At 72.1% G+C, this 12,182-nt stretch carries 12 protein-coding genes and 1 pseudogene; 7 read left to right on the top strand and 6 right to left on the bottom strand.

Going from position 1 to position 12,182, the window contains the following annotated elements:
• Nucleotides 1-10: 10 nt before the first annotated feature.
• Nucleotides 11-826, bottom strand: a complete 816-nt coding sequence (locus ABD858_RS04765) for a PhzF family phenazine biosynthesis protein (protein ID WP_345034805.1) — start codon at nt 824-826, stop codon at nt 11-13.
• Nucleotides 827-964: 138 nt separating this feature from the next.
• On the opposite strand from ABD858_RS04765, the gene ABD858_RS04760 reads away from it, so the two are divergent.
• The 4 genes from ABD858_RS04760 (at nt 965) to ABD858_RS04745 (ending at nt 4,586) form a co-directional block, all read left to right on the top strand.
• Complete coding sequence (locus ABD858_RS04760) at nt 965-1,546, top strand: PadR family transcriptional regulator (RefSeq protein WP_345034803.1); 582 nt, start codon at nt 965-967, stop codon at nt 1,544-1,546.
• 227 nt (nt 1,547-1,773) lie between these two features.
• Nucleotides 1,774-2,304, top strand: a complete 531-nt coding sequence (locus ABD858_RS04755) for a Clp protease N-terminal domain-containing protein (protein ID WP_345034802.1) — start codon at nt 1,774-1,776, stop codon at nt 2,302-2,304.
• A gap of 34 nt (nt 2,305-2,338) precedes the next feature.
• Entirely contained in the window at nt 2,339-3,370 is a 1,032-nt protein-coding gene (locus tag ABD858_RS04750; RefSeq protein ID WP_345034801.1) for an EamA family transporter, read from the top strand.
• A gap of 253 nt (nt 3,371-3,623) precedes the next feature.
• Nucleotides 3,624-4,586, top strand: coding sequence for a DMT family transporter (locus tag ABD858_RS04745; RefSeq protein WP_425586152.1), 963 nt, complete (start codon nt 3,624-3,626; stop codon nt 4,584-4,586).
• Nucleotides 4,587-4,720: 134 nt separating this feature from the next.
• Here the strand turns inward: ABD858_RS04745 and ABD858_RS04740 are convergent, their stop codons facing one another.
• Nucleotides 4,721-5,155 (bottom strand): FMN-binding negative transcriptional regulator, encoded by a 435-nt coding sequence (locus ABD858_RS04740; RefSeq protein ID WP_345034798.1) that lies wholly within the window; start codon nt 5,153-5,155, stop codon nt 4,721-4,723.
• A 112-nt stretch (nt 5,156-5,267) separates the two neighbouring features.
• Nucleotides 5,268-5,930, bottom strand: coding sequence for a pyridoxamine 5'-phosphate oxidase family protein (locus ABD858_RS04735; protein WP_345034797.1), 663 nt, complete (start codon nt 5,928-5,930; stop codon nt 5,268-5,270).
• Nucleotides 5,931-5,965: 35 nt separating this feature from the next.
• Between ABD858_RS04735 and ABD858_RS04730 the strand changes: the two genes are divergently transcribed.
• Nucleotides 5,966-7,297 (top strand): aminotransferase class I/II-fold pyridoxal phosphate-dependent enzyme, encoded by a 1,332-nt coding sequence (locus ABD858_RS04730; protein WP_345034796.1) that lies wholly within the window; start codon nt 5,966-5,968, stop codon nt 7,295-7,297.
• On the opposite strand, the gene ABD858_RS04725 is transcribed toward ABD858_RS04730, so the two are convergent.
• Nucleotides 7,288-8,232 (bottom strand): DMT family transporter, encoded by a 945-nt coding sequence (locus tag ABD858_RS04725; RefSeq protein WP_345034795.1) that lies wholly within the window; start codon nt 8,230-8,232, stop codon nt 7,288-7,290. The genes ABD858_RS04730 and ABD858_RS04725 overlap by 10 nt on opposite strands.
• A gap of 74 nt (nt 8,233-8,306) precedes the next feature.
• On the opposite strand from ABD858_RS04725, the gene ABD858_RS04720 reads away from it, so the two are divergent.
• Nucleotides 8,307-9,215 (top strand): LysR family transcriptional regulator, encoded by a 909-nt coding sequence (locus ABD858_RS04720; protein ID WP_345034794.1) that lies wholly within the window; start codon nt 8,307-8,309, stop codon nt 9,213-9,215.
• Nucleotides 9,216-9,259: 44 nt separating this feature from the next.
• On the opposite strand, the gene ABD858_RS04715 is transcribed toward ABD858_RS04720, so the two are convergent.
• On the bottom strand, nt 9,260-9,754 hold the full coding sequence (locus ABD858_RS04715) for a Rieske (2Fe-2S) protein (protein WP_425586151.1): 495 nt from the start codon (nt 9,752-9,754) through the stop codon (nt 9,260-9,262).
• Between the two features lie 41 nt (nt 9,755-9,795).
• Entirely contained in the window at nt 9,796-11,910 is a 2,115-nt protein-coding gene (locus ABD858_RS04710) for a S9 family peptidase (RefSeq protein ID WP_345034792.1), read from the bottom strand.
• A gap of 64 nt (nt 11,911-11,974) precedes the next feature.
• Between ABD858_RS04710 and ABD858_RS36720 the strand changes: the two are divergent.
• Nucleotides 11,975-12,076, top strand: a pseudogene (locus ABD858_RS36720) (HipA family kinase); the annotation flags it as partial.
• Nucleotides 12,077-12,182: the final 106 nt, after the last annotated feature.

The following is a 12,182-nucleotide window of genomic DNA, read 5'->3' as shown; positions in this document are numbered from 1 at the left end:
CCGTGGGCGGTCACGCCAGCAGCTCGCCGTCGATGACCGTCATGGCGCGGCCCGTCAGCAGCGTGCGGTCGCCGCGCAGCCGGGTACGGACCAGGCCGGTGCGGGCCGAGGCCTGAAGGCCGGTCAGTTCGTCGCGGCCCAGACGCGCCGACCAGAACGGGGCCAGCGCGGTGTGGGCGCTGCCCGTGACCGGGTCCTCGTCGATGCCGACCTGGGGGAAGAAACCGCGCGAGACGAAGTCGTAGCCGCGGCCGGGGTCGTCGGCGGCAGCTGTGACGACGATGCCCCGCTCGGAGTGGGCGACCAGACCGGCGAAGTGCGGGTTCAGGGAACGTACGGTCCGTTCGTCGGCCAGTTCGACCAGCAGATCGCCGATGTGCGGACCTGTGTCGTGCGCCGAGAGGATCCTCGCGCCGAGTGCCTCGGAGAGCCCGTCCGGGACGTCCGCCGGGGCGAGCGGGGCGGTGGGGAAGTCGAGGGTGATGGTGCCCTCGGCGTCCACGTCGGCGGCGAGCAGCCCGCAGCGCGCCGAGAAGCGCACGGTCCCGGTCGCCGCTCCCGCGGTGTGCAGGACGTGGGCGGTGGCGAGCGTGGCATGGCCGCACATGTCGACCTCGGTGGCCGGGGTGAACCAGCGCAGCGCCCAGTCGGCCTCGCCACCCGCGGGCAGCGGGTGGGCGAATGCCGTCTCGGAGAGGTTCACCTCCTCGGCCACGTTCTGGAGCCAGGTGTCCTCGGGGAAGGCGTCGGAGTCCAGCAGCAGGACGCCGGCGGGGTTGCCGGCGAAGGGGCGGTCGGCGAAGGCGTCCACGATTCGAATGCGCATGATCGCCAACGTAGGCCCATGCATCACCGCAGACCAAGGCCAATGTGTGGTTCGTGGCCCGGAAAGACCTTGTCGGTCGAAGTATTCCGATATATCGTTGAGGCATCGCGACAATTCAATGATGGAAGGAGCGCGGAGATGCGTTCACAGGGACACTGCGGGCCCGGCCATCACGGTCGGGGTGCCTTCGAAGAGCGGCGTGCCGCATTCGGTCCGTTCGGGCCGCCGTGGGCCGGCGGGCCCTTCTGGGGCGGGCGCGGACCCGGCGGCCCGCGCGGCCGGGCACGGCGCGGAGATGTGCGTGCGTCGATCCTGGCTCTGCTCAAGGACCGCCCGATGCACGGTTACGAGATGATCCAGGAGATCGGCGAGCGCAGCGGTGGGGCCTGGAAGCCCAGCCCCGGCTCGGTCTACCCGACGCTCCAGCTGCTGGAGGACGAAGGTCTGATCAGCAGTGAGAGCGAGGGCGGAAAGAAGCTGTTCACGCTCACCGATTCCGGCCGCGCCGAGGCCGACGCGGGGCCCCGGGCACCGTGGGAGGAGGTGGGCCGCGGGATCGACTGGGACACCGTGAACGAGATCCGGCAGGCCGGCTTCGGACTGTTCGAGGCGTTCGGTCAGGTGTGGAAGACCGGCACGCCCGAGCAGCGTGACAAGGCGGTCGCGGTCATCAACGAGGCCCGCAAGAAGCTGTATCTGATCCTCGCCGACGAGCACTGACCGTACGGCGCGAATGGACCCCGCCGGGCAGCCGGCGGGGCCCGTTTCTGTCCGTGTCGTCGGCTTGCGGGGCGCATCGTACGGTGGTGCGCGTCCCTTGGGAGATATTCGCGCGAAGTCATCCGTAAGAAGGAGGGCGCGTGCGGCGTTGCCCGACTTCCGTGGGACTTACACATGCTCCCCGATGGCGATGCGCTCGCGCTCCGGCGGCTGATGGGATGGGAGTTGTGCGTACTCCCACTCAGCGGGCCCGGAAACCGGCCTCGCATTCTGCCGCTCCCGACGCCGGGCTCACCGCCGAACTGGCCTCGGTGGTCGCGGGCGCGCGCCGACGGGCCCAGCGCGACGGAGACAGCCGGACGGACACCGCCCATCTGCTGCACTCGTTGCTGGAATCGGACCCGGAGGTCCGGGCCGCGTTCGACGGCGGGCAGCTGGCCAAGGTGCTCGGCTATCTCGTCCAGCGCAGCATCGGATACGGCCTTCGCTGGCAGGGCACCGTGGAGGACTCGGGTGCGGTGCCCGTGGTGCTGCCGCCTGCCGCCGCGGGCTGCTCACCGGCCGCCGCGACGGCCCTGGGGGGCGCGCGCCGCCGTGCTGCCATGCGTGGCGAGAAGCGGGCGAACGGGCTCGATCTGCTGGCTGCCCTGGCCGCCGATCCCGCCTCCCGGGCGGTCGAGGTGCTGCATCACGCGGGGGTCGACACGGCCTCGCTCGCAAGCCGGATCGGCAGGCTGTCTCAACAGGTGTCACCTTGATGACGCTCCTTACAGAAGCTGCCATGATGTGCGGATGCAAGCGTCTCAGGGGAGGAACGTCGGCCTGGGTCTCGCACTGGTGTCGGCGTTCGCGTTCGGTGGATCAGGTGTCGCGGCCAAGCCGCTGATCGAGGCGGGGCTCGACCCGTTGCACGTGGTGTGGCTACGGGTGACGGGCGCCGCCCTCGTCATGCTGCCGGTGGCCTGGCGCCGCCGCGACCTGCTGCGCCGACGTCCCGCCCTGCTCGCCGGCTTCGGTCTGCTGGCCGTCGCGGGCGTACAGGCCTGCTACTTCGCCGCGATCTCCCATATCCCCGTCGGGGTCGCGCTGCTGGTCGAGTATCTCGCCCCCGCCCTCGTCCTCGGCTGGGTGCGGTTCGTCCAGCGCCGGCCGGTCACGCGCGCTGCCCGGGTCGGCGTCGTTCTCGCGGTCGGCGGCCTCGCATGTGTCGTCGAGGTGTGGTCGGGGCTGCGCTTCGACATGCTCGGTCTCGCCCTGGCGCTCGCCGCCGCCTGCTGCCAGGTCGGCTACTTCGTCCTGTCCGACCAGGGCAGCGACGAGGCCGACGCGCCGGATCCGATGGGCGTCATCGCGTACGGACTGCTCATCGGCAGCGTCGTGCTCACCGTCGTCGCCCGCCCGTGGGGTATGGACTGGTCGGTCCTCACCGGCCAGGCGGACATGGACGGAACGCAGGTCCCGGCGGTCCTGCTGCTCGGCTGGATCGTGCTCGTCGCCACCGTGCTCGCCTACGTCACCGGAGTTGTCTCGGTACGCAAGCTCTCCCCGCAGGTGGCAGGCGTGGTCGCCTGCCTGGAGGCCGTCGTGGCGACCGTGCTGGCGTGGGTGCTCATCGGCGAGCGTCTGTCCGCGCCCCAGATCGTCGGCGGTTCCGTGGTGCTGATCGGCGCCTTCATCGCCCAGTCCTCCACCCCCAGGGCCCCGTCCGGAGTGGTGGCCGGTGGCGACGTCCCGGCTCCCGGGAGCGAGTTGCCGACGGCGCCCTCGAACTCCTCGGCCGCCCGGGGCGAGACCGTGCACGTACGTGCCGAACCTCACGTTTGAGCATGATGCGGAGGTCGCATAGGGTGGCGCTCATGCATTCGACCGTGCTTCCGCCGCCTGCCGCATAAGGCGGGCGGCCGCGCTTTCCGACGAGGATCCCGGCTCGGGCAACAGACCCTGAGCGGTCTCCTGCTGCCCGCGTACAGCGGCGTCACGCGACCTGCTTTTTCTCACCCCCGGCGGGGTCGGTCGGCGTGGCCTGGTGACGTGGGTTCCTGCCGGGGGCCCGGGGTGCTCCCCGGGAGCACACGATATGCGGAGAAGCCACGTGTCGATTGCTTCCTCATCCGGCCTGCCCGTCGGGCGTGGTCTGTTCTACCTCGTCGTTGCCGGTGTCGCCTGGGGCACCGCGGGGGCCGCGGCCTCCCTGGTCTTCGGCGCCAGTGACCTCGGTCCTCTCGCCCTCTCCTTCTGGCGTTGCGCCGGAGGACTGGTACTGCTGCTTGTAGCGCGGGCACTGCGCCCCCGCCGGGAGGCGGCACCGGCCGAGTCCCGCCGCCGGCGGCTGCTGCGGATCCTGGGCACCGGGATCGGGTTGACGGTGTTCCAGAGCGCCTACTTCGCCGCCGTCGAGGCGACCGGGCTCGCCGTCGGGACCGTGGTCACGCTCGGGGCCGGGCCCGTGTTCATCGCCGTCGGGGCGCGGCTGACCATGGGGGAGCGGATCGGTGGGGGCGGTCTCGCCGCCGTTGCCGGGGCGCTCGGCGGGCTCGCGGTGCTCGTGCTGGGCAGCGGCGGCGGTACGGTCCGGCCCGCCGGCGTGGCCCTGGCGCTGCTGTCCGCGGCCGGGTACGCCGCGATCACACTACTGACCCGGTGGCTCGGGCGCTCCGGCGAGGGCGGCGATCCGTCGTCCACGACGGCCTGGGCGTTCGCCATCGGGACGGTGTCCCTGCTGCCCTTCGCCGCGGCGGAGGGGCTGCTGCCGCACACCGCGGAGCCGGTGACGGTGCTGGGGCTGCTGATCTATGTCGCGGCCGTGCCGACCGCGCTCGCGTACGCCCTGTACTTCGCTGGGGCGGCGGTCGTGCGGGCCGCGACCGTCTCCGTGATCATGCTGCTCGAGCCGGTCAGCGCGGCGGTCATCGCCGTGGCCCTGCTGGGCGAGAAGCTCACCACGGCTACGGTGAGCGGGACGCTGCTGCTGCTCACCGCGGTGCTGGGCCTCGCGTTCGCGGAGGCCCGCACCTCGGTGGTGGCACGCCGGAGCGCGTAGGCGCGTGCCGCGCCTGCCCGCGGGGCGGGTGCCGCTCTCCGTGGGGTGGGCCGGTGTTTCCGTCCTCAAGCGCCGGACGGGCTGGGGCCGTCGGTCCCATCCCGTGGGCGAGTGGGCCGTGCGCCGGTCTGCGCTCAGCCGGACCGGTTCGAGGCTGACCACCATGCGCTGCGGCGTGCGTGGCGGGCGGCCGCCTCGGGGGCGTTCGGTCCGCCTCGGGCGGCCAGGCCGGCGGCGGTGCGTTCCCGTATCTCTTCCGGCTGGAAGTGGCCGACCTGCCGGTTGAGCAGGTCGGCCTTCTCCGCCGGATCGTCCACGACGTGCGCGGTGCAGCGCAGTTGCACCGCGGCGTAGAAGCCGGTCGGCGTGTCGTGCTCGGCGGGCATGTGCGGCGGCGCCTGCCACGGGCCCGGGACGAAGACGTAGTCGTCGACGACGCTCAGCAGGACCCGCGGGTCGGCCTCGAGGGCCGGCCACAGCGGGTTGGGGCGGGCCAGGTGGTGATCACCTCGCCGCAGAAGCCGCCGCGCTCCGGGCCGTACCGTGCATCGGCCGGACGCACGGTGCATCGCCCGGCAGCGTCGAACCGATCAAGGAGTTAGTGCAGTCAACGGACCACCGCTGCCACTCGCTGTCGTCGGCGGGGGCGTCCCAGGGACGGATGAGCAGGACGGGCTCCTGTCAGAGGGCGGCGAGGTAGTCGGGCAGGGTGACGGCCGGGTCGAGGTCGTCGGCCGGGACGGGGGTGCCGTAGCTGCGTACGAGCGGGACGACGCCGGTCCAGTGCGGGAGGGTCAGATCCTCCTCGTCGTCGTTGGGGCCGCCGGTGCGTACCTTGGCGGAGACCTCGTCGAGGTCCAGCCGGAGCACAGCGGTGGCGGCCAGTTCCTTGGCGTCGGCGGGACGCGAGTCGAGGGAGCGGCCGGGGACCACATGGTCGACCAGCGCGTCGAGCGCGGTGCGCTTCTCTTCCGGGTCGGTGACCTGGGTGGCAATGCCGTGGACCACGACCGAGCGGTAGTTGATGGAGTGGTGGAAGGCGGAGCGGGCGAGCACCAGGCCGTCGACATGGGTGACGGTCAGGCAGACGGGCAGACCGGGCTCGGCCCGGCCCGCCATGTGCAGCGGGCGCGATCCGGTCGAGCCGTGGACGTAGAGCCGCTCGCCGACGCGGCCGTAGAGCGTGGGCAGGACCACCGGCGCGCCGTCGCGTACGAAGCCCAGGTGGCAGACGTACGCCTCGTCGAGTATCGCGTGGACCAGTTCCTTGTCGTACGAGGCACGTTCGCGCGAGCGGGTGGGGACGGTGCGCTCGGTGGGCTCGTAGCCAGCGGTGTCCGGCATTGCAATCTCCATTGCACTAGTGCATAATCTATTTTGTGCTAGGAGAGTATCGGATCGAAGGGCGGCGCGCATCGGAGATCGCCGCCAGCGTCGAGCGCGCTATCGGTGCGGGCGAGCTGGAGCCCGGTCAACTACTGCCGCCGCTCAGGGAGTTGGCGACCCATCTGGGTGTGAACCCGAATACGGTCGCCGCCGCCTATCGCACTCTGCGTGACCGAGGGGTGATCGAGACGGCGGGCCGGCGGGGGAGCCGGGTGCGTCCGCGGCCCTCCAGTACCGCACGCGATGCCGGGCGCTTCGACGTCCCTGAGGGCGTGCGCAACATCGCGAACGGCAATCCCGACGTCGCACTGCTGCCACCGCTGGCCGATGCCCTGGCGGCGGCCGGCCGGCACAACGCAGAACGGCCCGGGCTGTACGGGCAGGAGTCCGTCGACGCGGACCTGGCGCGGCTGGCCCGCGCCGCCCTGGACGCGGACGGAGTCCCGGACGGGCCGATCGCGGTGCTGTCGGGATCGCTGGACGCCATCGAGCGGGTGCTCGCCGCGCACCTCAGACCGGGTGACCCGGTGGCTGTCGAGGACCCCGGATGGGCCGCGCTGCTCGACCTCGTGCCGGCGCTCGGTCTACGGCCCGTACCGGTGGCCGTGGACGACGAAGGGCCCCTTCCCGAAGCGGTGGAGCGGGCGCTGAGCGGCGGTGCCCGGGCGATCATCGTCACCTGTCGCGCCCAGAACCCGACGGGCGCCGTCGTGAGCACCGCGCGCGCCGCGGAACTGCGGACCGTGCTCGCCGCGCACCCCGGGGTGCTGCTCATCGAGGATGACCACGGCAGCGGCATCGTCGACCTTCCACTGCAGTCGCTCGCCGTGGGCACGGGCAGCTGGGCGCTGGTCCGCTCCGTCGCCAAGGCGTACGGGCCGGACCTGCGGATCGCGGTGCTCACCGGTGACGCGCTGACGGTGGACCGGGTGCGGGGGCGGCAGCGGCTCGGTCCCGGCTGGGTCAGCCGGCTGTTGCAGCGTGCCGTGGTGCATCTGTGGGAGACAGGCGCGGTGGACGCCGCGCGGGTCGCGGCCGGGTACGCCGAGCGCAGGGACGCTCTGGTGCGTGCGCTGGGGGAGCGGGGGGTCGAGGCGCACGGGCGCAGCGGCTTCAACGTCTGGGTGCCGGTGCCCGACGAGACCGCTGTGGTGGCGAGGCTGCTGCACGCCGGATGGGCCGTGGCGCCGGGGGCCCGATTCCGGATCTCCTCGCCGCCCGGAGTGCGGATCAGCATCTCGACCCTGACGGCGGACGACATCGGGCCGCTCGCCGACGCCGTGGCGTCCGCGAGCGGCCCCGCGCCGGGGAGGCGTTACGACTGAGCCGCCTTCGGCCTGCTCTGCGTCAGTGCGGCGCCCGCCAGCACGATGACCGCGCCGACCGGGGTGTTCCAGCTGAGCTGCTCGCCGAGCAGCGTGACGCCGGCGACGGTGGCGACGACCGGGATGAAGTACGTGACCATCTGCGCGGTCGTCGGGCCGACCTCGGCGACCAGGCCGTACTGGACGAGCACCGCGAAGCCCGTGCCGAGAGCGCCCAGCGCCACCACGGCGAGCAGCGGGACGACCGGGAACGAGGTCGGCAGGGTGGTGAACAGCGGGGTGACCAGTGCGAGTTGGATCGTGCCCAGGAAGAGCTGGGCGCCGGTCATCGAGAGATTGGAGTGGCCGGTGCCGGCCAGGGTGCGGCGCAGATAGATCCAGCCGACCGGGTAGCTGAGGGAGGCCAGCAGTGCCATCGCGGTGCCGCCCGCGTCCAGTCCGGAGAAGCCCTGCCAGGCGCCGAGCACGGTCAGCACGCCGAGGAAGCCGAGGCCGAGGCCGGCGGCCCGTCGGCGGGTCGGGCGGTCCTCGGAGAGCGCGACCAGCGACAGCACCATGCCCCACAGCGGCGAGGTGGCGTTGCAGATGCCCGCGAGGGCCGAGGGGATCGTCAGCTCGGAGTACGCGAAGAGGGAGAACGGCAGGGCGTTGAGAAGGAAGGCGGCCACGGTGAGGTGTGCCCAGGTGCGTACCCCGCGCGGCAGCCGCTCGCGCTTGACCGCCATGGCGGTGGCCAGTACGGCCGTACCGAACACCAGGCGGCCGAGGGTGACCTGGAAAGGTGCGAACCCCTCGGTCCCCACCTTGATCAGCAGAAAGCTGAAGCCCCAGATGAGGGAGAGCACAGCGAAACGGACGCGCCAGTCCACGGCGGGACGGCCGCGTACGGAGGGGGAGGTGGCGGTCAGACTCCTGGATGAGGTCGCAGTGCTCATGCCGTCCACCCTGTCCTCCACAACCTCTTAGCACAAGCGAGAATTATTTCAGGGGAACGCTTAGCATTGCTTATATGTTGAACCTGGAGCGTCTGCGCACCCTCGACGCGGTGGCCCGGCACGGCTCGGTCAGCGGGGCCGCCGACGGGCTGCATGTCACCACCTCCGCCGTCTCCCAGCAGCTGGCCAAGCTGGAGCGGGAGGCGGGCCAGCCACTACTGGCCAAGAACGGCCGCGGCGTCCGGCTCACGGACGCGGGCCGGCTGCTGGCGGAACACGCCGCCCGCATCCTCTCCCAGGTGGAGCGGGCCCAAGCTGATCTGGAGGCCCAGCGCGGCCGGGCCGTCGGCGAGCTGCGCACCGCCGGATTCCCCACCGCCGTGCGAGGGCTCTTCCCCGCCGCCCTCGTCGCACTGCGCGCCGAGCATCCCCAGCTGAGTGTCTGCTCGCAGGAACTCGAACCGGAGGATTCGGTACGCCGGGTGGTCCGTGGAGACCTCGACCTGGCGGTCGTACTCGACTGGTACAACAAGCCGCTGCCCCTGCCCGACGGGCTCGCCAAGCGCGCACTCCTCGACGACCAGGCCGATGTCGCGATGCCCGCGGACCACCCGCTCGCTCACCGCACGGAGGTGGACCTCGAGGACTTCGCCGACGACGAGTGGATCACCTGGCCCGAGGGGGAGTTCTGCCGTGACTGGCTGATGTTCACCTTGCGCGGCAAGGACATCGAGCCGCGGATCGCGCATGTCGCGGAGGAGCACGCCACCCAGCTCGCGCTGATCGCGGCGGGCCTGGGCGTCAGCATCGCGCCGCGGCTCGGCCGCGGTCCGGTGCCGCCCGGTGTGCGGGTGGTCCCGGTCCGGCACGCCATGCGCCGGCATGTGTACGCGGTGTGGCGCGCCGACGCCGACCGGCGCCCGTCGATCAGGGCTGCGGTCGACGCGCTGGCCGCCGCGGGCCGGGGGCCGGCCGACGACTGACCGCTGGGGCTCCCCGTGCCGGCGGCGGCCACGGCGTGCCGCGGTCAGCCGAGAGTGATCGTGTCCCCCTCGACCTTGATGGCCATGGTGGGCAGCGGCCGAGTGGCCGGACCGGCCTTCACGCTGCCGTCGGCGGCGCTGAACTTGCTGTCGTGGCAGGGGCAGTTGATGGAGTCGCCCACGACGTCCTTCACCGCGCAGCCCTGGTGGGTGCACTTGGAGGAGAAAGCCTTGAAGTCGCCCGCGGCCGGCTGGGTGACCACCACCCCCTCGGCGGCGAAGACCTTGCCGCCGCCCACCGGGATGTCGGCGGTCTTGGCCAGCGGCTGTTGCGCGGCGCCGTTGCCGGTGTCCTGAGGCTTCTCGGCGGCGGCCTTGTCGGCCTCGTCGGCGGTGGACTTGGCCTCCGAGCCGCCGCAGGCGGTCAGCGCCACGCCGAGCCCTGCGGCCCCCACGGCTGCTACGACGGTACGGCGCCCCAGCGGCCGCTCGGACTCCTGCGCTGCGGTCATGACGGTGTTCCCTTCCTCGGTGGCCATGGTTCGTTCCTGATGTTGTACGCGACGGGGTGCGGCGATGTTCAACGACGCAGCGACTTCTTCAGGAAGTCCAGCTCCATCCGGAGCAATCCGTCCGCCACACCCTTCCCCATGGCCATATGGGTGGCGCTGGGCAGCGGAAGCACCTGGTGCGGCCGCCCGGCGGCCAGAAGCGCCGAGGAGAACCGCAGCATGTGTGCTGCCACCACATTGTCGTCGGCGAGACCGTGCACCAGGAGCAGAGGCCGGGTCAGCCGATGGGCGTGCGCCACCAGGGAGCAACGTTCGTAGTTCTCCGGCTGGACGTCCGGGTGGCCGAGATAGCGCTCCTTCCAGTGCGTGTCGTAGAGCCGCAGATCGGTGGGAGCGGCCCCGGCGACGGCCGCATGGAAGACATCCGGGCGGTGCAGCACGGCCCCCGCGGCCAGGAACCCGCCGAACGACCAGCCGCGCACCGCGACCCGCTCCAGGTCCAGCTCCGGGTACCGCTCGGCGGCGGCGTGCAGGGCGTCCACCTGGTCCTCCAGCACCGGGGTCAACTGGTCGCCGTGGACGGACTTCTCCCAGGCATGGTCCCGCCCCGGCGTGCCGCGCCCGTCCGTGACCAGCACCGCGAAGCCCTGTTCGGCGAACCACTGGCACACCGCCGCGTGCCAGGTGCGGGCCTGCACCACGAGCTGCAGGCCGGGCCCGGAATACGGGCTGAGCAGCACCGGTAGCTTCCGGGCCCCCGGTTCGTGCCAGGACGGCAGGAACAGCCGGCTGCGCAACTTCCGTTCGCCCAGCGAGAGCAGCACCGGCCGGGGCGTGACGACCGGCTCCTCGGCGAGCACCGCTATCCGGCCGGCCGGCTTCCCGTCGCGCAGCACCGTCACCGTGTGCCCGTCGGGGGTCCTGCTGTCCAGCACCACGGTGTTGCCGCCCGCCGCGGCCGTGTGGACGCCCGGCCGGTCGCTGATCCGGACGCAGCCGTCCTCGGGGTCGTACGACCAGACGTGGATCTCTGTCGGCTCCTCGGCGGCGGTGAAGAACAGCCGCTCGCCCGCCGTGCCCAGGACCGACTCCACCTGGAGCCCCCGCGGGGTGACCGCATCCCCCAGACGCAGGCCGCGGTCGCCCTCCCTGATCCAGGGAAGGACCGGCCCGCCGGACGGCATGCGCACCGGGGTGCCGGGCACGAGCTCCACCCACGCGTGGTCGGTGGCATGGTGCCGGCGCTCGGTCTCCCCGGTCACCGGGTCGACGGACAGGACGTATACCGAGCGCTGGTCGCGGGTCTGTACGGAGACGAGCGGACCGTACGCGTCCCAGCAGGCCGTCGGGACGTACTCGAAGGACGGGTCGGTCCACTCGCCGCCGGCAGGGTGCTCGTCCGCGGCTGCCGGGAGCCGGACCGGCACGCGGTCCCCCTGCAGCGGCACGATGTGCAGCGACACCTCGGCGTTGGCGGTGCCCGCGGCCGGATACGGGATGGCGCGCGGGGCCCGCTCCGGATGCGCGGGGTCGGCCAGGTACCAGCGCTGGACCGCGGAGGTGTCCACGCGCGCGACCAGCAGGGCATCCCCGTCCGGCGACCACCAGTGGCCGCGCAGCCGCCCCATCGATTCGGCCGATACGTGGTCGGACAGCCCGTATGTCACGCCGGGCCCCTCCGGTGCGGCCAGCAGCCTGTCCTCCGTGCCGTCGGTGCGTACGACCCGGAGCGTGCCCCCGGTGACGTACGCGACCAGCGTGCCGTCGGGGGAGGGACGCGGATCGACCACGGGACCGGCCGTGGGCACCGGCCAGGGGGCGCCCCCGTCCGTCCGCACCAGCCAGAGCGCGCCCCCCAGCGTGAAGGCCACGAGCCGCGCCTCGCGGTCGGTCGCGTACGCCACCACACCGGAGGAGGACTCACGGGCGCGCTCACGGCGGATCCGCTCCTCCTCCGGCACCTCCTCCTCACCGCCGAGGGCGGGCGGATCGACGAGTATCCGCTCCTCGCCGTCCTCGTACAGCCACAGCCGGCTCACCGGATCGGCGCCGTGCGTGCTCCGTGTGAACAGCACACGGTCACCGTCCGGGGAGACCGTGAACCGGCCGGGGATGCCCAGCGCGAAACGACGGGTCCTGGCGAACTGGCCCGGAAATTCGGGTACTTCGATGAGATCGGTCATGGGGCAGCATAGGCGGACGGATATCCGATCGAGCACCGGCCGGCCCCCGACGTAATCTGGCTCAATGCTCTCCGAAGTCACAGCGACCCGCTATGTCACGCCCTTGCGTGAGGGCGGTTCGCTTCCGGGTATCGTCGAGGCCGACGATCTCGGTACGTATGTCATGTAGGCCTCGTGGTCAGGCCCTTGACTTCGGGTTCTCTGCGGTCGCGTGGCGCTGACCTGCAGGGATGCTTCTTTCAACGCCTTTCACGGGCTTTCGTGCTTACGCG

This window comes from Streptomyces sannanensis (assembly GCF_039536205.1).
GTDB lineage: Bacteria > Actinomycetota > Actinomycetes > Streptomycetales > Streptomycetaceae > Streptomyces > Streptomyces sannanensis.
The sequence above is the reverse complement of the archived record's forward strand: the minus strand, read 5'-3'. Positions and strand labels throughout refer to the sequence as shown.

Excerpts from the sequence above, each read along its gene's own strand:
- ABD858_RS04750 (WP_345034801.1), top strand. The coding sequence starts at position 2,339 with ATGCAAGCGTCTCAGGGGAGGAACGTCGGCCTGGGTCTCGCACTGGTG.
- ABD858_RS04765 (WP_345034805.1), bottom strand. The coding sequence starts at position 826 with ATGCGCATTCGAATCGTGGACGCCTTCGCCGACCGCCCCTTCGCCGGC.
- ABD858_RS04760 (WP_345034803.1), top strand. The coding sequence starts at position 965 with ATGCGTTCACAGGGACACTGCGGGCCCGGCCATCACGGTCGGGGTGCC.
- ABD858_RS04740 (WP_345034798.1), bottom strand. The coding sequence starts at position 5,155 with ATGCACCGTGCGTCCGGCCGATGCACGGTACGGCCCGGAGCGCGGCGG.
- ABD858_RS04715 (WP_425586151.1), bottom strand. The coding sequence starts at position 9,754 with ATGGCCACCGAGGAAGGGAACACCGTCATGACCGCAGCGCAGGAGTCC.
- ABD858_RS04725 (WP_345034795.1), bottom strand. The coding sequence starts at position 8,232 with ATGAGCACTGCGACCTCATCCAGGAGTCTGACCGCCACCTCCCCCTCC.
- ABD858_RS04710 (WP_345034792.1), bottom strand. The coding sequence starts at position 11,910 with ATGACCGATCTCATCGAAGTACCCGAATTTCCGGGCCAGTTCGCCAGG.
- ABD858_RS04735 (WP_345034797.1), bottom strand. The coding sequence starts at position 5,930 with ATGCCGGACACCGCTGGCTACGAGCCCACCGAGCGCACCGTCCCCACC.
- ABD858_RS04745 (WP_425586152.1), top strand. The coding sequence starts at position 3,624 with ATGCGGAGAAGCCACGTGTCGATTGCTTCCTCATCCGGCCTGCCCGTC.
- ABD858_RS04720 (WP_345034794.1), top strand. The coding sequence starts at position 8,307 with ATGTTGAACCTGGAGCGTCTGCGCACCCTCGACGCGGTGGCCCGGCAC.